Source organism: Helicobacter cetorum MIT 99-5656, assembly GCF_000259275.1.
GTDB lineage: Bacteria > Campylobacterota > Campylobacteria > Campylobacterales > Helicobacteraceae > Helicobacter > Helicobacter cetorum.
In genome coordinates, this window is the sequence record NC_017735.1 from 926,525 (window position 1) to 949,970 (window position 23,446).

Here is a 23,446-nt window from a genome sequence, read left to right on the forward strand (position 1 = left end):
ATACTTATTTTGCTAACTTATGCAGATTTATTTGCGGGTATCGGCGGTTTTAGACTCGCTTTAGATTCTTTAGGCTTAAAATGTGTTTTTAGTGCAGAAAATAACCCCCATGCCATAGCCATGTATCAAGCAAATTTTGATGATGACTCCACTTGTGATATTACCCTTTTAAATCCAAATACTATGCCAAATTTTGATATTTTATGTGCTGGGTTTCCTTGTCAAGCGTTTTCAGTATGTGGTAAGCAAAAAGGCTTTGAAGACACAACAAGGGGGACATTATTTTTTGACATTTGTAGGATTTTAGAAAATAAAAAACCAAAAATTTTTATCTTAGAAAATGTAAAAAATCTCTTAAAACACAACAAAGGCAACACGCTATTTGTAATGTTGCAAGCCCTTAGTAATTTAGGCTATAGTGTGAGCTATAAAGTTTTAAATGCTAAAGATTTTTCAGTCCCACAAAATAGAGAAAGAATCATTATTATAGGATATTTAGGCTCTCAAGTCTTTGATTTTAATTTCATTAAAACAAATCCTATTATTAACATGCAAAACTTTTTAGATAAGAGTGGTTATTTTGAGATTTTAGAACCTTGCGAATATACATTGCTCGATAGCCAATTGCTCAAAAGACAAAATTCAGGACTTATTTTTTGTGGCTATCGCAATAAAAAAATCCGCACTAAGGGTACAAGAGAAAATACAAAACATTTAAGTCGGGTTCATAAACAGCCTAATAGAATTTATCATGCAGGGGGTATACACCCCACTATTGCTAGTCAAGAACAAAGTGGTCGTTATTTCATTTATACGGATAATTTAGTAAGAAAATTAACCCTAAATGAATGCTTTTCTTTTATGGGGTTTCCTAGGAATTTCAAAAAAATAGGCACAAACTCGCAGCTTTATGAACGCATCGGCAATAGCGTATGTGTTCCTATGATTAAAGCGATTATACAAGAAGTCTTAAATCAGTTTTACAAACTACCCCTTAAGGAAAATAATATGCAAAATCAAATTTTGGAATTTTTAGAAAAAATTTATAAAGAATGTGTGAGCTTAAAAAATTTAGATAGCTTGGGTTTAAGCAGAACACAACTTCAAAAAGCTCAAATGATTGTTGAAAAAGAAGAGACTTTTAAAGGTGTTTATACGGTTTTAATCACAAGTTTAGTTTATAAAAGCAACTATCCCAAGCAAGATATTAGATTTCATCAAGCAAATATGAATAATGGATATAGTGGTAGAAGTTTTGATACCAAATTTATCACACCTTTTTTAAAGCAAAAGCAATTTTTAGGGGCTATGAAAGAAAGTGGGTGGCTTACAAGAAGTTTAGAACAAAACTTACCCTATACTCTAAATTATCCAGGAAAAATTTCAAGCGTTTCTATTAAAAAAGCGTTTTTAGAAATTTTAGATGATATAGAAAAAAATCCAAACTTATCTACACCATACTTAAAAGCTCTATTTTATTTAAGTATTAGAGAAAAAACGAGAAAGGCTATTATTCTTGTTAAGCCCATCATAAAAGAATCTAGCTATAGCATAGATTTTATTATCAATACACTACAAAAACATTTTAACTATGCCTATAAAAGTAGGGGGGCTTCTATATTGCCCGTAGTAGCTTTGTTTAGCATATATGAATGTTTAATTTTAGAGTTAGGGCGTTTTACTAATAAAAGCTTAAAACCTTTAGATTCTCATTATAGTTGCGATAGAAGTAGTGGTAATGCTGGAGATATTGTAGTTTTGGACGAGCAAAGACAACTATTTGAAGTTATAGAGATTAAATTTAATATTGCTATAGATAGCATTATGCTACAAGATGCTTATAAAAAAATCGCTCAAACACCTATTAAGCGATACTACATTTTAAGCACTTTGCCTATTCAAAACAAAACAGAATTACAAAAGATTATAGATAAAATTGAGCATGAACATGGTTGTCAAGTAATTGTCAATGGAGTTTATGATACTTTAAAATATTATTTGAGACTGATTAAAAATACAGAACAATTTATAAATAATTATCTTAAAAATATCTCACAAGATACAGAAATCAATGAAGAACATAAACTTGCATGGAATAATATTATTAGTTTAAAATAGATAGTGTTTTTAATTATAAAATTTTCTAAACACAATAAAAAACATTATAGAAAAAACAAGCATATTTGGAGCTATATTTTTTAAACGCTCTATCTAAATATGAAGTAGGAAACCCTTACAAAAAGAACTTAAACCATAACAACCCTTTCAAGTTATTACTCGCACTCTTAGACAAACTCAAGAATGCGAATTTAACTCCCTTATCTATCAAAGAAATTCCTATTTTACTTTGTTGGCGAAATAATAATGCTGATGAGCTTTATAACTATATTACTACCTTAAGACAAGAAATCTATATTGCTAACAAAACAAAACTTAGCTACTCAGATGAATTTATCTATGAAAAATGCTTAGAGCTTTTAGAAAGCGATAATAAAATACGATTTAAATTAAGTCAAATCACTAGCGAAGCGCTTGATGAATACATTAGAAAAATGCGTATCACAGGGCTGATTTCATTGCGCGGTAATGGTAGGTTTATTGATATCAACACCAATGAAAGCAACAAAGTAAATTATATTTTACAAACTCATAACGCTTTTAAAAAAACTATTTAGATGATAGTCAAGCTAACAAACTTGCTTTTTTTAACTACATGTCAAGTGTAGATAGCTTTCTTATTAGCACCACCAAAATTAATGTTGATGAAAATATTAAATCAAGCAAATTACATGAACTAGCTACTACTTACTCTAAGGATTTTGTAAAACAAGAATTGCTTATTACTTGCAACAAGCAAAAAGAGTCAAAAGATAGTTTTTTAAGACTCATTGACAAACCTTTACGCTTGGAATTTTTAACAGCCATTTTCTTAACACAAAGTTTTAAAAATCTAAGCGTTATACCAAATTATAAGAGCGATGATGAGGGCTTACCCATATTTACAGCAAGCGGTGGCAAGGCTGATATTATCGCTATGGATACAAGAGCTGAGAGCTACATAGAAGTGAGTTTGATTAGAGATAGAAATCAAAGCACTTTAGAGATGATACCCATTGCAAGACATCTAAAAGAGTTGATTAGAAACAGCACTAATAATAAAGAAAAGTTTAGTGTCTTTGTAGCTCCAAATATCCATGACGATGCCAAAGAGTATGCAAGATTTGCTAAATTTAAAGACGACAAAATCAATATACCTTATTACGCCATTGATGATTTTATAAAAAAGGTAGAAAATAGCACAGAATGGCTACAACTCAACGATGAGAGTTTGTTGCAAAACCCCATCCCAACAATAGTTTAAAAGCTTGAAAAACAACACCTTCACACGCCGTAGCTATAAAAAATAAAAGCGTGGGCTTTAAAAGGTGTATACATAACGCAAATACATAGAATACTGACGGCGTAAGGTTTGCGTTAAGCTGAAGTTTGTTTCTGCCCCAGTGATAGTTGTTGGCTTCCCATCTTTTGGTTGCCCCTGACTTTTCTCTTTTATAGTCGTAGAACCTTTGAAGAAATGATTAGGAAGCGTAGGAATTTTGATACCAAACTCAATACCATGGTGTTCAAAAATATTAGTCCTAATCCCTACATTCACTAAGAACTGAAAAATAGTGTTATTCACTTTAGAATTTAGCTTTCCTGTGGTATATACGCTGCTAGGATTGATGCCAACATTACAACTAGCTGGAGTAGTATCCCCACATGTAATCGTGCCATCAGCATTAGTCATGTAAGCATCAGCTGTGGTGTTTACACCATAAACATACCCATCTCTAAAATACCCCACACGATTATTCGTCCAAGTATTGCCAGCAAAATTCACGCCCACAAAAAACCCGGCCGTGGCTTTAGGCTTATCTATAATGTTAAAAAGCATGTCCGTGCCAAAACCATAGGTATACATATCTACCTTTTGATTACTTAAATAGAAGGGTGATATGGCATTAGCGGCACGAGAATTGGAGAAATTAGAATGCCCGTAATCAAAAAATCCATAGTAACGCAAGCCAAACCATCTCTTCTTGCCCATGAAATGCTTATAACCCGTCATCACACCCAGTCCATACATAGGCTGGTTACGACCGGGGATTTTCCTGTTAGTGCTAAGCATGGTACGAGAAGTCCAATTAACTATACAATTAGCCGGAGTAACTTTGCCGGTATCAGGGTCAACCGAAGCGGGTTGACAACCGCCACCTTGCCTCAAAGGAACTTTACCATCATCATTTGCAGAAACATCGCCAAAAGGCACCTGAAACAACTCGCCATTTTTATAAGCGTTTGTCTTCTGGTCAGCCCTACCCACTTCCAAACTAATCCCCACGAACGCCCCATTCTTTTCATGAGCTACCAGCGAAGGCATTAAGCACAACGAACCTAAAAAAACGCCTAAAACTACCGAACCTTTTTTAGAAATACCTAAAGATTGAGCCACCAAAACAGATTCCTTACGATTAAATTTTTACAAACCACTTTACAACTTCGCACTCTACTTCTCTCATTTCTCAATGAAACTGAGCATGTTTTGCTAAAGTATTACTTTCTGAATTATTTTATTATAGCCAATTGCACTCTTAAAAGTCAACAAAAAATCATACGCAAAAAACCGCCCCCTACTTAAATAATTTTAGCTAAAATATATCGCATTCATTTTGACTAAAAAACCTTCAAGGAAGCCCTATGGTAGCCATTTATCCGTATGTTTTGGTAGTCCATTTATTATGTGCGATTATTTTTATTGGATACTTGTTTTTTGATATGGTAATTTTCCCCAATGTGAATAAAATGTATGGCGAAGAGTTTGCTAACAAAGCCAATATGAGTATCACTAAAAGAGCGATTAAGATTATGCCCTTATGTGTTTTAACGCTTGTTATCACAGGGGGTATGATGCTTAGTCAATACATGGGGGGCGATAAAGGTTGGTGTGAAACCCCTTTTCAAAAAATGTTAATGATTAAGGTTATTCTAGCTTTAAGCATTTTTGCTCTAGTGGTTTTCTCTCTATCTTGCAAGTGTTTGGGCAAGAAAAATCCTATCGGTAATTATATCCATCACATCGCTTTAACTTTTGGTTTTTTAATCGCCATTTTGGCAAAGACGATGTGGTTTGTTTAAGAACGCTTTAATCTCAAAGAATTTAACACCACTAATAGCGAACTAGCACTCATGCTTAAGCTCGCTATTAAAGGGTTAATGTAACCTAGCATAGCTATAGGAATTAAAATAGCGTTATAAATCAAGCTTAAAATAATGTTTTGTAACACTATCTTATAGACTTTTTTAGCATTGCTAAATGCTTTTTCTAACAAACTCAAATCTTCTTCTAAAAGCAAAATATCACACGCACTCTTACTTAAAGCACTTTTTTCAAACCCTAATGAAACATCTGCGCTTTTTAAGGCTAGGGCGTCATTATTGCCATCGCCTATCATGGCACACACACCTTTATAAGAGCTTACTATTTGAGCCTTATCTTCAGGGGTCAAATTCGCATGGTAATTAGAAATCCCTAATTTTTTTGCACAACTTTTAACAGAATTTTCATTATCCCCACTTAAAATTTCTAATTCTAAACCCTTACTTCGTAAAGTTTGAATGACTTCTTTAGCATTAGACTTCAAACGCTCTTCTAAGATAAATACCGCTTGTAAGGTCTTGTTCTTAGCAAAGCCTACCATAATATTCGCGCTTTCCTTAATCTCTTCTTTGAGACTTAAACTAACCCCCATAGAATCTAAAAATTTCAAGCTCCCCACTAGCAAGGTTTCATTTTGATAACTTGCTTTTAACCCATGGGCAAAAAACTCTATTTTTTCTAAAATGACCTCATCGCAATCTAGCGATTGAACGATAGGTTTATGAGCTAAATGCTCTCTACTTTTTAAAAGACTCTTTAAAAGCCTTTCATCAAAATTCTCATAAATAATGCTATCTTTTAAAAGGACTTCTTTTTGAGTGAGTGTGCCGGTTTTATCTATAAAGATTTTTTTGACTTTTGCTAGAGTTTCTAAAAACAACGCTTCTTTAAACACAATCAAAGGGTTTTTAAATACCCCTATCACTAAGGCAATAGGCGTAGCTAAAGCAAAGGCACAAGGACAGCTTATCACTAAAACACTAATACACACCATTAAAGCTTTTTCAAAATTAGCCCCCAAACCAAATTGCCATAACACAAAGCTTAAAAAGGATAAAAACAACACCGCTTTAGAAAAAATATCTGCAATTTTATTCGCACTACTCTCAATTAAGGGCTTTTCTAAAAAACTCTTTTTTAAAGTTTCTAATAAACTAGAAAGGCGTGAGTTTTGAAAATTTGCACTAACTTGATAGCTAAAAGGCACGCCTACATTCACATAACCCCCTAAAATCTTATCCTTAAGATTTAATTCCAAAGGCTTAAATTCCCCACTAATTAAGGACGCATCTACGCTTGCACTACTTAAAAGCACTCCATCTAATGCGATTTTAGCCCCACTAGGCACAAAAATAGTGGAACCTATAGCGACATCTTTGGGGTGTTTTTCAATATGCTTGTCATTTTCTACAACAATAACGCTATGAATTTCATGCGATTCTAAAGCTAGGCATTTTTCATTCGCAAACAACCTAGCCTTTAATTCCAAAAACTTAGAGCCAAAAACAAGGGTTAAAATCGTGCTACTAGCTTCAAAATAAGTCTCTTCTAGGTTAAACATCGCATAAATGGAATAAACAAACGCCGATAACGCCCCAAAAGACACGCTCAAATCCATACCAAAAACGCCATTTTTTAGCCCATAAAACGCCCCCTTAATAAAAAATCGCCCCACAACCACTAGCACTAACAAGCTTAATAATAATGAGACAATATCTAGGTTTCTTTGCATAAGCTTGTCCATGCCATTAGCATAACTTGCATATTTAGCAATGGCAATAAACATCAAATTCATGGTCGCAAAAAACCCTACACTTAATGTAAGCAAGTAAGAGCGTTGCTCTTTTTGGGTTTTTAGGGCGTAATTTTTAGCACTATAGATTTTAGCTCCATAGCCCAAACTCTCAATTTTTTGAATGATTTCTTTAGGGTTTAAGGATTTGTCAAACACAATTTGTAAGTGATGCGTGGTAAAATTCACGCTCACTTTTTTAACCCCCCTTAAACGCTCTAAAACCTTTTGATTGAGCCATAGGCACGCACTACAATGGGTTTTTTCTAGCAAGAGATTAAGAATCAAATCGCCCTTAGTATTCTCTTCAAGGGCTTGTTCTAATTCCAAGGAGCTAATGGCATTTTCACTCACTACAGGGGCTAAAGTAGAAGTGCCTAATTTGTCATAAAAGCTTTCTAGATTCAAATCTAATAATAACGCATACACCCTAGCACACCCCGTGCAACAAAAAACTAATTCTTTATGATTGATAGTCTCTTTAAAAAGCTCACTTTCCTTAAACTCTAACTGACAATGCGAACATTTCATTCTCTAATCCTTAATCTAAAGGCACTTTAATAGAATAAGTGTTACAAGTTTGATAGATTTTTAAAACTTCTTTGGTGTTGTCGCTTTGATTTTTGGAATTATGCGTGATTAGTGGAGGTAGGACTTTTAAAGCGCTTTTAGAATTATTCCTAGCCACTCCAAGCATTAAATGGGCATTTTTGTCTTTAAAACTTTGAACAAATCTTAAGGTCTCTAAAGTGAGTTTAACACCCTTTAAACTCTCTATGACTAGACAAAGCGATAAGGCTTCATAGCAAAAAATAAAATACCCCTTAGGTTTCAAACATTTTTTAACCTTAGAAACAAGAGAAAAAAAATCTAATTCGCTTTGGTGTCTTGCATGCCCTTTAGTCATAGATTTAATAGAGCCTAAGGCATAAAAAGGGGGATTACAGATAATGATATCATACAAAGTAGGGGGGTTGAAATCTAAAAAGTTAGTTTCAAACACTTGAGCGTTAGGAAATTTAAGGGCGTTTTTCTCACAACAAAACGCCATTTTACTATCCTTTTCTACAAGATGAATGTTTGCTAGTGGGTTGTCTCTCGCACATAATAATCCTAAAATCCCACACCCTGAGCCTACATCTAAAATTTTATCTTTTATTTTGATAAAGGGGCGCAAAAAATCGTATAAAAAGAGCGAATCGCTATTATAAGAATAGGCGTTTAAAGGCTGATATAATCTTAAGAGTTTGCTATCCATAAAAGGGCTTCATTTTCTAAAAGTTGTGTGTGTAATAAACGCCCTTTAAAAGGGGTTTTTAAAATAAATGAGTTAAAACTCTCGCCAATCATAGATGCATAAGAGTGTAAGAGTAACATATCCACTTGCTCTCTTAAGTTCTCAAATAATTCCCATCCCCCTTCAATAAGGTTGAACCCTTTGTCTAGGGGCAAATCTTTAGGGTTATGATAGACATTTACCAAGCGATTAGGCACAGAAAAAACTCTTAAGTTAGAGTTGATAGAATGCTTAGACAAAATAGCAATATTAGGGTTTTTATTTTGATAAAAGCTACTACAAAAACGAGTATCTAGCAAAGGGTTATCCACTCTTATCGTATTTCCAGAGATTATGAGAGAATTACAAACCGAACGCTGATTATGCGTAAAAATGGTGCTTCTTTCACCAGTGATTTTACCATGCTTATAATCCCCATTCATTCTTAAAGCGAGTTTAAACAAATTGAAACGCCCTTGTTTTTCCATTATCCTAAAAGGTAGAAGTAAATCATTAGCCTTTTTTTCTAAACTCTTACACATTAAAACTTCAATGCGAGCTTTTTTTAGCCTTTCTAAACCCCCTTTTTTAGTCTCACACTCTTGTGTGGCAATAACCACTCTTTTAGGCTTTAAAATTTCTAATAATTCACTACAGGCTGGGGTTTTACCATAAGAGTTGCATGGCTCTAAGGTTACTAAAAAAGTGCAATCTTTAAAAGCGTTGTTATGGTGTTTTTTTAAAAAATCACTTAAAATTTTTGGGTCTTCTAATTGTTCTAAATCGCTTTTTAACTCAGGTCTTAAAATTTTTAGAGCCGATTTGGAGGCTAGGACTTCTGCATGCGAAGTTCTAGCCTTTTTATGCACTTCTAGGCTTAAAATTTCACTGTCTTTATCTAGCACCATAGAAGCCACGCTTGGGTTTTCTAAGGCTAGAGTTTGATACTCCCACGCCTTATTCAAACAAGCTTCTAATAAGCTCTCATAAAGTCTCATGGTTTAGCTAGGAAAAAAGGGCAAAGACAAAAACCCCTTAATAACTAAAGCGTTAATAATATCAATAAAAAACGCCCCCACTAATGGCACCACAATAAACGCCATATGCGATGCTCCATAGTGGTTAGTAATGGTTTGCATATTCACCATAGCCGTTGGGGTCGCTCCAAGTCCAAAACCACAATGCCCAGCACATAGCACCGCCGCATCATAATCTTTCCCACATGCTCTAAAGGTTACAAGAACCACATAAAGTATCATAAAGACCACCTGAACGCTCAAAATAACTGCTAGTGGCACAGCAAGCTTCAATAATTCTAGCAAATTCACACTCATTAAAGCGTAAGCTAAAAACAGGCTCAAACTTACATTGCCTATGACAGAAACTTCTCTATCAAACACGCTATGGATTTTAAAAAACGATAAAGCGTTTCTTAAAATAACCCCCACAAACAAGCATAATACAAAAGTAGGTAGCGTGAAACTCTTAGGCATTAGATGTGATAAGAAAGTCCCTAAAAGGAGAGCTACCGCAATCAAAGCTAGAGATTCTACAAAGCTTGATGCAGTGATTAGGCGTTGCTCTTTAGGGGTTTCAAAACCTTTAGAAACAATACCTTCTAACGCATCTTTTTCTTTAGTGTCTTTTGGCTCTAGTTTGTATTTAGAAATCAAATATTTTGCGACAGGTCCTCCGATAATCCCTCCACTCACTAAGCCAAAAGTCGCACACACCATGCCCACTTCCAGGCTTGAGCTAAAATCATAGGGGCTTTGTGAAAACGAACTCGCCCATGCCGCACTTGTGCCATGCCCTCCTACTAGAGCGATAGAACCCCCCAAAAGCCCCATTAAAGGATTCACCCCCAAAAGACTTGCCATAGAAACCCCTACAACATTTTGACACACCACAAACCCTACCACTACAAGCAAAAAAATAAAAAGCATTTTCCCGCCTTTTTGCAAAGATTTGAAATCCGCACTCAAACCGATAGTGATAAAGAAAGTTAGCATTAAGGGGTCTTTTAAAGAAGAGTCAAATTGCAAGTTAAATTCAAAAAATTGATGGCTTAGCATGATAAAGAAAGCCACTAAAACCCCGCCTACAACAGGCTCTGGAATATCATAATCTCGTAAAAACTTGACTTTAGAAATCACATAACGCCCTAAAAGTAGCACCAAAACCATACATACCAAAGTGGCATAAACATCTAACTTAATTTCTTGCAAGCTTGCATCCTTATTAAGCAAATTTATCTTATTATAATATAATAGCTCCCTAAAAATAAACGATATTAAGTTAGAAAGTAGGTGTTCCTTGCATACAGTATTACAAATTGGAGCTGGTGGCGTAGGCAGTGTGGTAGCACACAAAATGGGTATGAATAGAGATGTTTTTAAAAATATCATCTTGGCTAGTAGAAGCTTAGACAAATGCTATGCAATTAAGGAAAGCATGCTTAAAAGGGGTCTTGGGGAAATTAGCGTTGAACAAGTCAATGCAGATGACACTCAAGCCTTAGTTGCATTAATCCATAAATATAAGCCCAAAGTGGTTGTCAATGTGGCATTGCCCTATCAGGATTTAACCATAATGCAAGCTTGTTTAGAAACTAAAACCCATTATATTGATACCGCTAATTACGAGCATCCGGATTTAGCGAAGTTTGAATACAAAGAGCAATGGGCGTTTGATAAGGCCTATAAAGAAGCAGGAATTTTAGGGGTTTTGGGGGCTGGGTTTGACCCAGGCGTAACGAATGCTTATGTCGCTCACGCTCAAAAACACCATTTTGATACTATTCATACTTTAGATATTTTGGACTGCAATGCAGGAGACCATAAACGCCCTTTTGCAACCAACTTTAACCCTGAAATCAACTTAAGAGAAGTTAGCTCTAAGGGGCGCTATTATGAAAATGGCAAGTGGATTGAAACTAAGCCCTTAGAAATCAAGCAAGTATGGGCTTACCCACAAATTGGCGAAATGGATTCTTATCTTTTATACCACGAAGAATTAGAATCATTAGTCAAAAACATTAAGGGCTTAAGAAGGGCGAGATTTTTTATGACTTTCTCTCAAAATTATTTAAATCATATGAAATGCCTAGAAAATGTCGGCATGCTAGGCATTAAAGAAATAGAGCATCAAGGCGTAAAAATCGTGCCGATACAATTTTTAAAGACCTTGCTTCCTGACCCAGCAACCTTAGCCAAAGATACTACCGGCAAAACAAACATCGGATGCTATATGACCGGAATTAAGAATAATCAAGACAAAACACTCTATATTTACAATGTGTGCGACCATAAAAAGTGCTATGAAGAAGTAGGCTCACAAGCCATTAGCTATACTACCGGTGTGCCAGCCATGTGTGCAGCTAAAATGATTTGCAACGACACTTGGAGTGTGGAGCAATTTAAAGCCGGCGTGTTTAACATAGAAGAGTTAAACACTGACCCTTTCATGGAAGAATTGAGTAAACAGGGCTTACCTTATGAAGTGATTGAGCGTTAGTCTCTAAGGCTCAATCCTTGACTGGGCATAATAAACACCGTTTCTCTCTCTATCGTAATTTTCTTATCATCTGTGCTATAGGCTTGCACCCTAATGGGTATAATGGTGTCTTTGGTGCGTTTGTGTTCTGTAACTTGGATATTGTTATTTAAAGGTTTTCGTAAAATCACTACCGCTTTAATCTTTTGCCCCGCTTTAATAGTGATAGGCTCTAAAGGTTTTTTGATTTTGATGCTCTCATGCCCTAAAATTTTGAAATAAAACTCGTGGTCTTTGTTATCAGTGTTATGGAATAAAAACACATAATCATTATCCACATACCCACTAGAGCGTAATTCATACAAGTCGCTGTTGCGATTAATATCTAAGAGCATGCGTTCTTTTTTAAGCGAAGTAATGACCAACAAGCTTACTACAATGGCAATAACCACCATGTAAGCCATCGTTTTTAAACGCATTAAACGCACTTTTTTATGCGTATTTGTAGCATTAGTTGAAGACCATTGAATGAGCGATGGGCGGTTATATTTAGACATCGTTATCGTGCAAGCATCTACGCATTCCAAACAATTGATACATTCTAATTGCATGCCCTTTCTAATGTCAATATGAGTAGGACACACTTGCACGCAATGCCTACAATTCACGCATTCATTTTCTACGCTACGCTTTTTGGGGGGTAGGGGATAGAGATTGCCTTGAGTGTCATAAAGCTCTCCACCACGCTTTTCATCATAAATAGGGTTTAAAGTGTCATTGTCATACAACACCGATTGCACTCTTGCATAAGGGCATAGGTAGATACAAAAACGCTCTGCAACCACTACAATATCAAATAACACTACTAACGCACTTACAAGCCAAAAACCCATAGCAATGAAATGCTCGCTAGGATTTTTAAGATAGAGAAAAAAGTCTTCTGGGGCAATGAAGTAAAAGAAAAATACCATCATCAACCCTGCCACAATAGGGGCGAATAACAAGACGCTCAACGCCTTACGCACCTTGTAGCTTGGAGAATCTTTAGCGACTTCTTGCTTATTACTAATCTTTTTATGGAGTTTGAAAATCTTTGTTTCAATCACATCTCTATACAGCACTCTTAAAAAGGTTTGCGGACAAGCCCACCCACACCACACACGCCCAAGACTAGTGGTAATAAAAAAAATGCCAATAAAAAGCAAAATAACCATAAAAGGCATGATTTGTAATTCTTCAGCATTCCAAATCTCGCCTAAGAAATGCACTTGTTTATACTCAAACGAGATTAAAAACAAGTGAGCCCCATCAATACGAATAAATGGTGTAACCACCAAAACGAAAAAAATGAGAGCATAGCCTATATAGCGTTTCAGACGAAACGATTTTAAAAAATGATTAGAAGTATCAAGCATAAAATATCCTAAAAATTTAAGTGCCTTACTATACCCTAACAACTTAACGCTTTCACTTAAAACCATCAACATGTTATAATGCCGACTATTTTATTTGAAGGGGTATTTATGGATAGCGTTTTAAACTTTCTAACTAATATCAATGTTGTTTTTACCATTTTGGGCTATCTTATTGGGGGGATTCCTTTTGGCTATGCGTTGATGAAAATCTTTTATGGTGTGGACATTACAAAGGTCGGTTCTGGTAGCATTGGTGCGACTAATGTCTTGCGTTCTTTACAAAATAAAGGCGTAGCTAATGCGAAGCAAATGGCATTATTAGTTTTAATCCTAGATTTATTTAAGGGCATGTTTGCGGTTTTTTTAAGCAAATTATTTGGCTTAGATTATAGCCTACAATGGATGGTAGCTGTTGCGAGCATTTTAGGGCATTGTTATTCGCCCTTTTTGAATTTCAATGGGGGTAAGGGCGTATCTACAACTATGGGTGCGGTAGCCTTACTCATTCCTATTGAAAGTTTAATAGGGTTAGTGGTGTGGTTTTTTGTGGGTAAAGTGCTTAAAATCTCTTCACTAGCAAGCATTCTAGGGGTAGGCACAGCAACCCTTTTAATCTTTTATGTTCCTTACATGAATATTCCTAGTAGCGTGAATGTCTTAGAACAAGTAGGCACACAAACCCCTTTGGTGCTAATCTTTATTTTCACGCTCATCAAACATATCAGTAATATTTTCAACTTGTTACTAGGTAGAGAGAAGAGAGTTCTATGAGAATCCAACAAAGCGTTCATGTCCATAATTTCGTTTTTGAAACCATTTTAGGGATTTTAGAGCATGAACGCTCAACCCCCCAAAAAATAAGCATAAATTTAAATCTTTCATATACAGAGCCACAAAACAAGGCTTACCTAGATTATATAGAAATCCAAAACATTATTAAAACTACCATGCAAGAAAAACAATACTTGCTGATTGAAGACGCCCTTAAGGACTTAAGCAACATTTTAAAAACCCGCTATGAAGAAATTTCTGAAATCTTTTTAAAAATCACTAAATTAGAAGCTTCTTCTTGCTCTCAAGTAGGGGCGAGCATTAGGATTTGCTATGAAAATAACCCTTAATCTCTTTTTTCTCATTATTTGCTTGAACGCTCACTCCACAAACCCCTTATTAGAACCCTTATATTTTCCTAATCATGCACAATTTTTGGATTTAAAACCCCATTTTATCATTAACAATAAACATGCTTACAAACCCTTTGAATGGGGGAATACCATAATCATTAAACGCCAGGATTTGGAGCAACGCCAAAGCAATGAACCAAGTGATATTTTCCGTCAAAATGCTGAAATCAATGTATCTTCTCAAACCTTTTTGAGGGGGCTTAATAGCGATTTTTCACGAGTAATGCTAGATTCAGTGGCTCAATAAAGTGCTAAAACTTTCTTTAGTAGTATTTTTTTTCATATTTTCTTAATTTTTAAAACAAAATTTAAGGTATTATTAAATAGAATAGTGTAATAATAACAATAGGTTTGAAACTCGTTAAACTCTTAAAGAAAAGGCTGAAAAAGAATGTTTAAAAATAAATTTCGTATTGTATTTGTCTCTTGCATTGTGGCGAGCAGTTTGCAAGCTAAGGAAGAAACCCACACTTTGGGTAAAGTAACCACTATGGGCGAAAGGACTTTTGAATACAACAATAAGATGTATATTGACAGAAAAGAACTCCAACAACGCCAAAGCAATCAAATCAACGATATTTTTAGAACTCGTGCTGATGTGAATGTAGCTAGTGGGGGCTTAATGGCACAGAAAATCTATGTTAGGGGTATTGAAAGCCGTTTGTTAAGGGTAACTATAGATGGTGTCGCTCAAAATGGTAATATTTTCCACCATGATGCTAACACCGTGATTGACCCCAACATGATTAAAGAAGTGGAAGTGATAAAAGGGGCAGCGAACGCTTCAGCAGGTCCGGGTGCAGTTGCTGGTAAGTTAGCGTTCACCACCATTGATGCTAACGACTTTTTAGGCAAGCATCAGACTTATGGGGCTAAGGCTGCGGCAGGCTTTTACACTAACTTTGGGTATCGCATGAATGCCACTGCGGCTTATCGTGGTAAGAATTGGGATATATTAGCGTATTATAACCACCAAAATATTTTTTACTATAGGGACGGAAACAACGCCTTTAGAAATCTCTTCCACCCTAACTTTGATTTACAAGACCCAAGCAATAGCGACCAAGGCATAGGAACCCCTAGTGAAGTCAATAGTGTCCTAACAAAGATTAATGGCTATATCAACGAAACCGATACCATTAGCTTGAGTTACAACATGACACGAGACAACTCCACAAGGCTCTTGCGTCCTAACACCACTTCAGCTCTCTCTAAAGCTAATGACCCAGGAAGCCAGCCAGCACCCTTTGTGATTGACTTTGGTAAAGAATTAGCTCATGTGATTAACTTCAACCATAATTTGAGCTTAAAATACAAGCATGAAGGTGGCACAAGCTTCAACCAGCCACGCATTGAATCTACCGCTTTCTTAGGGGTAAGGGGGGGTAACTATAATCCTGTAGTGAACCCTTTTGCTTATAATTCTAATGAACCATCAAACCCAGATTATATCCCTGAAGTTAAAGATTGGTGTAATGACCCAAATAATATGAGTCAATGCACACCAGGGGCTATCAGACCATCTGATGGGGGGTATCAAATAGGATACGGACAGCCTAGTAACATCGGCTGGAATATGGCACTAGCTCAGGGCAAAACCGGAGAAAATGTTACAGGCATGGCAGATGTCTATCACGGACTGGTTCCCAAGAACCCTGATTACGACATGACGCCTCCTAACGCTAAGAACCCTGATGCGAATGATTGGACTTTAGGAAATGCCGATGCTGAAGGGACTCTAGCTAGAAGGATTTTCTTAATTAATTCGGGTGTTAATTTCAAAATAACACACCCTATTACTGAAGATTATGGGAATGTGTTTGAATACGGCATGATTTATCAAAATCTTAGCGTATTTTCTGGGCTAGATAAGGGAAAAAATGGCTATTATAAGAATAATATTGACCCTAACGACCCTAACGGTAAGGGCTTGCCCTACCGCCATTACTATACTGACCAAAGTTCTCAATACCCCCAAAACTTAAATTCGCCAAATCCGCTCTATCGTAATATGCCTCAAAATTCGCATGCCATTGGTAATATCATCGGTGGCTTTTTACAAGCGAACTACAATCTTTTAAGAAACTTAATTGTGGGTGCGGGAACTCGTTATGATATTTATACCTTGCTAGACAAAAATGGTCGCACCCATGTAACTTCTGGTTTCTCACCTTCTGCAACCGTGTTGTATAATCCTATTGAGAGCATTGGTTTAAAGGTGAGCTATGCGTATGTGACCAAGGGGGCATTACCTGGTGATGGTGTCTTAATGAGAGACCCTACGGTAATTTATCAAAGGAATTTAAGACCTGCAATCGGTCAGAATGTAGAATTTAATGTAGATTACAACAGCAAATATTTTAATGTGCGTGGTGCGGCGTTCTACCAAGTGATTAATAACTTCATCAATAGTTATGGTCAAGACACTTCTAAGAATGGTGGGGGTAATGCAACTGCAAAAAACATGTCAGGGAATTTACCAGAAACCATCAATATCTATGGTTATGAAGTTTCAGGGAATGTAAAATACAAGAATTTCTTAGGGACTTTCTCTGTGGCTCGCTCTTGGCCTACAGCTAGGGGGCATTTACTAGCGGATACTTACGCATTAGCTGCAACTACAGGAAATGTGTTTATTTTAAAAGCCGACTACAATATACCCAGGTGGGGTCTCACGCTCACTTGGCTCTCACGCTTTGTAACCAACATGTTTTATGAAGGCTATTCTATCTATTATCCACAATATGGCTTGATGAAAATCCATAAACCCGGTTATGGCGTCCATAACATCTTTATTAACTGGACTCCACCATTTAAAAGGTGGCAGGGTCTAAGGATTTCAGCGGTGTTTAATAACATCTTAAACAAGCAATATGTCAATCAAACTTCCGTATGGCAGGCGAGTGCAGACGCTCCAGCAAGCGATATGATTCCTAAAGATAAGCGTATGGCACTTCCTGCCCCCGGATTTAACGCCCGCTTTGAAGTGTCCTATCAATTCTAATTTGCAAAAGAAATCTTAAGATTTCTTTTATTCTCACGCATGAAAAAACCCTATAAAAATTACCAAACCTTATGGAAAAAGTTTCGCTTATTTAGTAAGCTCACTAAAATGCTTTTAAGAATTTTAAAAAAGTAGTTTTATAAGAAATTTAGTGAGTTTAGATTAAGATAGAAACTTTTAAATCCAACACTAGAAAATAAGCATGAAACCAAATTACCAAGCCATTCCAAGCACTCAAAGTGTGCTACAACTTTTAGAAAATGAACCTTATAATAAAACATTCCTAAAAAAAATCATTACGCAAACGATAGAAAACGCACGCAAAAACCCCTCCATTCTCACGCCTAATCAGCAAGAAAACGCTCAAATTATGGCTAAAGAAACTAAGCACGCTATTCAAGAACTTTTGAAAAACCCTTATCAAAAGATTATCAATGCAAGCGTGAGTGCATTTGGGTCAAATTATGGGCGAGCGTTTTTTAGCCAAAAATTTTACGAAAACATTGAGCCAAATTTAAGAGAAGTTTTAACAAACCCCATTAATTTAGAATGCGATTTAAACACCGCTAAAAGAGACAATCGCTTAACCCCCCTAAAAAAGCTTTTTAAAGCGTGTTTTGATACTGAAGAAGTCTTAATTGTGAATAATAATGCTAGTGCGGTCGTTTTAATTGCTAACGCCCTAGCCGAACAACAAGAAATCATTGTTTCTTATGGCGAATTAGTAGAAATTGGGGGGAATTTTAGGATTAAGGATATTTTACTAGCTAGTGGGGCTAAATTGCACTTAGTAGGGAGCGTAAATCGCACTTATTTAAGAGATTATCGCCTAGCTTTGAATGAAAAGAGCAAAATATTGCTTAAAATCCACCCCAGCAACTTCACTCTTAAAGGCTTTAAAAAAGACACGCCTTTTAAAGATTTACAAACCCTAGCAAAAGAGCATAACCTAGTTGATTATTACGATTTAGGGAGTGCAAGCTTACTAGACAATCTTAAAGAAGAGACTTTAGAAGAGATTCTAGCCTTAAAGCCTTCATTATTAAGTTTTAGTGCGGATAAATTCTTTAATGGCGTTCAAGCTGGCATTATTATGGGTAAAAAAGAATTGATTGACATCTTAAAAAACCACCCCCTTTATAGAGCCTTTAGAGTGGATAAAGTTACGCTCACTCTATTATTTCATAGTCTCAAAGCATGGATAAGCGCTAAAGAAGAGATTAAAGTGTGTGAATTACTTAATCAAACTAAAGATGATTTATTACAAAAAGCCCTAAAACTTTACGCTCTTTTAAAACCCCTAGAGTTAAATGTAAGCGTGGCATCTAGTTTTTCAAGCATTGGGGCAGGGAGCTTGCCAAATTTAGAAATAGAATCCTTTTGTGTGAAAATCCAGTCTAAAAATAAAAAGACTTTAGATTGTGAAAAACTTTATTTAAGGCTTTTTCAAAAAGGCATTATTACAAGAATCTCATGCGAACATGTGTGTTTTGAAGTCTTTAGCTTAAATGAAAAAGATTTTGAAAAAATCGCTTTAATTTTAGAAGAAATCCTAAATAAGACTTAAAAATTAGTTATAATAAAACTTCTTTTAAACCACAATCTTCCCCCATATGAAATTAAAGGAACTTAAGAAATGGAAAAAATCAGCGACCTAGTAGAATGTATTGCGTATGAAAAAAATTTGCCTAAAGAGATGATTTCAAAAGTGATTCAAGGCTGTTTGTTAAAAATGGCACAAAATGAACTAGACCCCTTAGCACGCTACTCTGTGATTGAAGAAAACAAACAACTCCAGCTTATCCAACTCGTAGAAGTTTTAGAAGACAATGATGAAAGATTACTCAACGACCCTTCTAAATACATCAGCTTGTCTAAAGCTAAGGAAATGGAGCCAAGCGTTAAGATTAAAGATGAATTGTCCTATAGCTTGAGTTTAGAGAGTATGAAACAGGGGGCGATTAACCGCCTTTTTAAAGATTTGCAATACCAGCTAGAAAAGGCGTTAGAAGACAGCCATTTTGAAGCGTTTCAAAAGCGTATCAACAGCGTGTTAATCGGGCAAGTGATTTTAGTAGATAACAATCAAAACACCTTTATTGAAATTGAGCAACAATTTCAAGGTGTCCTTTCTATGCGTCATCGCATTAAGGGTGAGAGCTTTAAGGTAGGTGATAGCATTAAAGCCGTTTTAACGCAAGTCAAACGCACTAAAAAAGGCTTATTATTAGAGCTGAGTCGCACCACTCCTAAAATGCTTGAAGCGTTGTTAGAATTAGAAGTGCCTGAAATTAAAGACAAAGAAATTGAAGTGATGAATTGTGTGCGAATCCCGGGTAATAGGGCAAAAGTGAGCTTTTTTTCAAGTAATTCTAGAATTGACCCCATAGGAGCGGCAGTCGGGGTTAAAGGCGTGCGTATTAATGCAGTAAGCAACGAGCTGAATAAAGAAAATATTGATTGCATAGAATATTCAAATGTGCCTGAAATCTATATCACTCTAGCGTTAGCTCCAGCAAAAATTTTAAGCGTTGAGATTAAAAAAATCCCCCTAGAAGAATTAAGCGTTGAAGATAAAGAACAAGTTCAAGAGCGTTTTGTAGTAGATAACCATTTACAAAAAGCTAAAGTGCGTTTATTAGATATAGAAAAGTCTAAAGCTATCGGTAAAGGTGGTGTGAATGTATGCCTAGCGTCCATGCTTACAGGCTATCATATAGAATTTGAAACGATTGCAAGCGTTAAAGAGAATGCTAATACTGAAAATGAAAACGAAAAAGAAACGCAAAAAGTAGGGGTAGAAGCCTTAGAATCCTTGTTTAAGAGTTAAAATTGTTTCATGTGAAACTTATTAAAATCAAAAGGTAAAAGTAGCATTGAATATCAATCAAGTATTTTATCATAGTAGCACAAGTATGCATGAAGTGTCAGATAATAGCGTGGATTTAATTATCACAAGTCCGCCTTATTTTAACATTAAAGATTATAGTAAGAATGGCACACAAGACAGACAACACTCTTTGCGAGATAAGCAAGATCTAGGTGCATTAGAAAAATACGAAGACTACATCTTAGGGCTTTTAAAAGTATGGCGTGAGTGCTATAGGGTGCTAAAAGCAAATGGCAAGCTATGTATCAATGTGCCTTTAATGCCCATGCTAAAAAAAGATTTAAACACGCACTATAACCGCCATATTTTTGATTTACATGCTGACATAGAACATTCTATTTTATATGATTTAAACAACTCATTAACTGAAAATAAACCTAAAATATTCTTACTAGATGTGTATATTTGGAAACGCACAAATCCTACTAAAAAATTGATGTTTGGAAGTTATCCTTATCCTAGAAATTTTTACGCCCAAAACACCATTGAATTTATCGGCGTGTTTGTCAAAGATGGCAAACCAAAACAAGCTACAAAAGAGCAAAAAGAGCAAAGCAAATTAAGCCAAGAGGAGTGGGTGGAACTCACCAAACAAATTTGGGAAATCCCCATACCTAATAAAAATGATATTGCCTTTGGCAAACATAGTGCTTTAATGCCATCTGAATTAGCAAAGCGTTTGATTAGATTATATAGTTGTGTGGGTGATGTGGTGCTTGACCCATTTACTGGAAGTGGGACAACTTTAAGAGAAGCCAAACTTTTAAAAAGAAATTTTATGGGCTATGAACTCTATGAAAATTACAAACCCTTGATAGAACAAAAATTAAGAGAGCCAAATACCCTTGATTTTAAATAAAATTTACATAGAAGATGTTTTTACATTCTTAGATAAATTAGAAGATAAAAGCGTTGATCTAGCCATTATTGACCCCCCCCCCTACAATCTTAACATTGCTTTATGGGATAGTTTTAAAAGTGATGAAGAGTTTTTAAAATTTTCTTATGCTTGGATAGACAAAATGCTACCTAAAATCAAAGATACAGGAAGCTTTTACATCTTTATAATACCCCTTTTAATTGTGCCTTATTTTTAGCGTATTTATGCTCTAAAAAAGTGCATTTTTTAAATTTGATTACTTGGGTTAAAAAAGATGGGTTTGCTAACGCTAAAAAGCGTTACAATAACGCACAAGAAAGCATTCTATTTTATAGTATGCATTCTAAAAATTACACTTTTAATGCAGATGATATTCGCATTCCTTATGAATCAACAAAACGCATTAAACACGCTCAAACTAAAGGAATTTTAAAAAATAACAAACGATGGTTTCCTAACCCTAAAGGTAAATTATGCCTTGATGTATGGGAAATCACTTCACAAAGACATGTAGAAAAAAAGAATGGTAAAATCATCAAGCCAAAACACCCTAGCATTAAGCCTAAAACACTTATTGAGCGCATTATAAAAGCTAGTTCTAATGAAAACGATGTAGTTTTAGATTTATTTAGTGGTAGTGGAATGATAAGTCTAGTCGCAAAAGAGTTAAATAGAAATTTTATAGGGTGTGAGCTTAATAAAGAATATGTGCATGAGAGTTTAGAGATAAAGGAAATTTAACATGTTAGAAAAAATTTTACAAGAAATTACCCAGCTTGACCCTAGCAAAAAGTGTTTAAAATTCTTAGTCAATCGTATAAAAAGCCCTGATTATAGAGGTATGCATTTATCACAACATAACCGCTACACTAAAAAAGAAATTAAAATCATTATCCAAGCTATTTTTGATGAAGTAGGCAAAGATTTATTGCAAATCCGCACAACAGATATAAGCAAACGCCCTAACAATATAGATGGAGAAAAAAGTTACTCAGAAGTAGTCAATACTATTCATAAAGAAATAGACAGAATGACTCAAGATAGCTTAAGAAAAAACTTTTTTGTGGATATGCATAGAATGGGCTTGATTGAACGCTACAATAAACATAAAAAACCCACAAATCCTTATATGAAAAGCCCTATTAAATATGTGAGTTTAACCCCCTTAGCCTTAGAATTTTTAAATGCTACTGATTTGTTAAAAGAAAAATTTTGTTACACACAAGCCTTAGAAAATCTTTTAGAGGGTTTTATAGCAGAATGCAGAGAGCTGTTAGTAGAATTAAATAGCGAAACTTTAAATGTTGAAGAAATGATGTTTTTTGCTACTTTTATACATGTAAAAAATTTTACTAGAAGTGAGATTGTAGAATACATTAAAGAATATAGAAGTTTAAGCCGTTTTCAAAGAGAAAAACTTCTTGAATTAGTGCAAAATTATTGTAACCCTAAAAATTTTGATGGGGATAAAACACATAAGAGACTATCATAATTGGAAAAATGAAACAGACCAAATTTTTACTTTACTAGAACAAAGCGTATTTTTTGAAAGAGATAAAAACAAGCTTATTTTAAGAATGCTAGACAAAGAAAATAAACAAAGCGATAGAAAGCTCAAACGCTCTATTAAAGAAAAAGCCCTTTATTTTGAAAAACACAGCGTTAAAAAAGAAAAAGGCTTTGAATTGCACCACATTGTGCCTTTATGTTTGGCTCGCTCTATAGAAGAATTTGAGCTTTTAGATAAGTGGGAAAATTTAATTTACATTGATGCCTTTAACCATGCAAAGATTTCTCAAACACAAAATAAGCACATTTGTTTGTATTTTCAAGATTGTGATGTAATTTTATCTAAAGGCTCAAAAGAAGAACAAGAACGCATTTATTTTACTTATCTTAAAAATGTATTGTATAAACTTGATTTACAAAATATCATGCTGAAATATAATAGCGATTTATTGCATTCTAAAAATAACTGATAACATAATATTCAGATTACTTGAAACTTATTAAATAAAAAATTTAAAAGTAGGTTAGTTTTATGTTTCTACTATTCTCTAAATAAAATAATTTTAAAATTACTTAATTTCATCTTAAAATTCCAAATGTTTCACATGAAACATTTTATCAGTTTTATTAATAAGATTTTTTAGCTCTGTTTTAATTCAATATTGATTTTAAATATTGTTTTAAGAGTAATCAATATTTTTTCTATAGGAATTTAATTAAAACCCTATTTAAATTCTTTTATTTCTTAAGGATAATTAGGGTATTTAATAAAGATTTTTCGCATTATCCACTGATTATAGA

Annotated in this window: 15 protein-coding genes and 4 pseudogenes; 13 read left to right on the forward strand and 6 right to left on the reverse strand. The window is 34.9% G+C overall.

Translation table 11 applies throughout. The features are described 5' to 3' along the window. Nucleotides 1-9: 9 nt before the first annotated feature. A complete protein-coding gene (locus tag HCD_RS04510) occupies nucleotides 10-2,118 on the forward strand; it encodes a DNA cytosine methyltransferase (RefSeq protein WP_014659411.1) in 2,109 nt (702 codons plus the stop codon). 77 nt (nucleotides 2,119-2,195) lie between these two features. Continuing rightward, nucleotides 2,196-3,361, forward strand: a pseudogene (locus tag HCD_RS04515) (AlwI family type II restriction endonuclease); the annotation flags it as partial. A 57-nt stretch (nucleotides 3,362-3,418) separates the two neighbouring features. On the opposite strand, the pseudogene HCD_RS04520 reads toward HCD_RS04515, so the two are convergent. Next, nucleotides 3,419-4,569, reverse strand: a pseudogene (locus HCD_RS04520) (outer membrane protein). A 171-nt stretch (nucleotides 4,570-4,740) separates the two neighbouring features. Between HCD_RS04520 and HCD_RS04525 the strand changes: the two are divergent. After that, nucleotides 4,741-5,178, forward strand: a complete 438-nt coding sequence (locus HCD_RS04525; protein ID WP_014659413.1) for a CopD family copper resistance protein — start codon at nucleotides 4,741-4,743, stop codon at nucleotides 5,176-5,178. On the opposite strand, the gene HCD_RS04530 is transcribed toward HCD_RS04525, so the two are convergent. The 4 genes from HCD_RS04530 to gltS are packed head-to-tail and all read right to left on the reverse strand — an operon-like array spanning nucleotide 5,175 to nucleotide 10,496. Then, on the reverse strand, nucleotides 5,175-7,523 hold the full coding sequence (locus HCD_RS04530; protein ID WP_014659414.1) for a heavy metal translocating P-type ATPase: 2,349 nt from the start codon (nucleotides 7,521-7,523) through the stop codon (nucleotides 5,175-5,177). The genes HCD_RS04525 and HCD_RS04530 overlap by 4 nt on opposite strands. Before the next feature lie 10 nt (nucleotides 7,524-7,533). After that, nucleotides 7,534-8,250 carry a tRNA1(Val) (adenine(37)-N6)-methyltransferase gene (locus HCD_RS04535; RefSeq protein WP_014659415.1) on the reverse strand — a complete coding sequence of 239 codons (717 nt, stop codon included), beginning with the start codon at nucleotides 8,248-8,250 and terminating at the stop codon, nucleotides 7,534-7,536. After that, nucleotides 8,232-9,266: a dihydrofolate reductase family protein gene (locus tag HCD_RS04540; protein ID WP_014659416.1), complete on the reverse strand. Its 1,035-nt coding sequence runs from the start codon at nucleotides 9,264-9,266 to the stop codon at nucleotides 8,232-8,234. Before HCD_RS04540 ends, HCD_RS04535 begins: the two co-directional genes overlap by 19 nt. Before the next feature lie 3 nt (nucleotides 9,267-9,269). Beyond that, on the reverse strand, nucleotides 9,270-10,496 hold the full coding sequence (gene gltS, locus HCD_RS04545) for a sodium/glutamate symporter (RefSeq protein WP_014659417.1): 1,227 nt from the start codon (nucleotides 10,494-10,496) through the stop codon (nucleotides 9,270-9,272). A gap of 88 nt (nucleotides 10,497-10,584) precedes the next feature. Here gltS and HCD_RS04550 point away from each other — a divergent pair, with 88 nt between their 5' ends. Then, nucleotides 10,585-11,784 (forward strand): saccharopine dehydrogenase family protein, encoded by a 1,200-nt coding sequence (locus HCD_RS04550; RefSeq protein ID WP_014659418.1) that lies wholly within the window; start codon nucleotides 10,585-10,587, stop codon nucleotides 11,782-11,784. Here the strand turns inward: HCD_RS04550 and ccoG are convergent. After that, entirely contained in the window at nucleotides 11,781-13,178 is a 1,398-nt protein-coding gene (gene ccoG / locus HCD_RS04555; protein WP_041594904.1) for a cytochrome c oxidase accessory protein CcoG, read from the reverse strand. The genes HCD_RS04550 and ccoG overlap by 4 nt on opposite strands. A 108-nt stretch (nucleotides 13,179-13,286) precedes the next feature. Here ccoG and plsY point away from each other — a divergent pair, with 108 nt between their 5' ends. The 9 genes and pseudogenes from plsY (at nucleotide 13,287) to HCD_RS04600 (ending at nucleotide 23,115) form a co-directional block, all read left to right on the forward strand. Continuing rightward, nucleotides 13,287-13,949, forward strand: a complete 663-nt coding sequence (gene plsY, locus HCD_RS04560; RefSeq protein ID WP_014659420.1) for a glycerol-3-phosphate 1-O-acyltransferase PlsY — start codon at nucleotides 13,287-13,289, stop codon at nucleotides 13,947-13,949. Further along, the gene (locus tag HCD_RS04565; protein ID WP_014659421.1) at nucleotides 13,946-14,299 is read left to right on the forward strand and encodes a FolB domain-containing protein; all 354 of its coding nucleotides are present in this window, start codon (nucleotides 13,946-13,948) and stop codon (nucleotides 14,297-14,299) included. Before plsY ends, HCD_RS04565 begins: the two co-directional genes overlap by 4 nt. Continuing rightward, complete coding sequence (locus tag HCD_RS04570) at nucleotides 14,283-14,609, forward strand: Plug domain-containing protein (protein WP_014659422.1); 327 nt, start codon at nucleotides 14,283-14,285, stop codon at nucleotides 14,607-14,609. The genes HCD_RS04565 and HCD_RS04570 overlap by 17 nt, the downstream gene beginning before the upstream one ends. 144 nt (nucleotides 14,610-14,753) lie before the next feature. Continuing rightward, nucleotides 14,754-17,366, forward strand: coding sequence for a TonB-dependent receptor (locus tag HCD_RS04575; RefSeq protein WP_014659423.1), 2,613 nt, complete (start codon nucleotides 14,754-14,756; stop codon nucleotides 17,364-17,366). Between the two features lie 202 nt (nucleotides 17,367-17,568). Next, the gene (gene selA, locus HCD_RS04580; RefSeq protein WP_081482783.1) at nucleotides 17,569-18,933 is read left to right on the forward strand and encodes an L-seryl-tRNA(Sec) selenium transferase; all 1,365 of its coding nucleotides are present in this window, start codon (nucleotides 17,569-17,571) and stop codon (nucleotides 18,931-18,933) included. Between the two features lie 69 nt (nucleotides 18,934-19,002). Next, nucleotides 19,003-20,196 carry a transcription termination factor NusA gene (nusA, locus tag HCD_RS04585; RefSeq protein ID WP_014659426.1) on the forward strand — a complete coding sequence of 398 codons (1,194 nt, stop codon included), beginning with the start codon at nucleotides 19,003-19,005 and terminating at the stop codon, nucleotides 20,194-20,196. 46 nt (nucleotides 20,197-20,242) lie between these two features. Next, nucleotides 20,243-21,115 carry a DNA-methyltransferase gene (locus HCD_RS04590; protein ID WP_041594826.1) on the forward strand — a complete coding sequence of 291 codons (873 nt, stop codon included), beginning with the start codon at nucleotides 20,243-20,245 and terminating at the stop codon, nucleotides 21,113-21,115. Then, nucleotides 21,102-21,877: pseudogene (locus tag HCD_RS04595) on the forward strand (DNA-methyltransferase). The gene HCD_RS04590 and the pseudogene HCD_RS04595 overlap by 14 nt, the downstream one beginning before the upstream one ends. A 1-nt stretch (nucleotide 21,878) precedes the next feature. Then, nucleotides 21,879-23,115: pseudogene (locus HCD_RS04600) on the forward strand (restriction endonuclease subunit R). Nucleotides 23,116-23,446 lie beyond the last annotated feature (331 nt).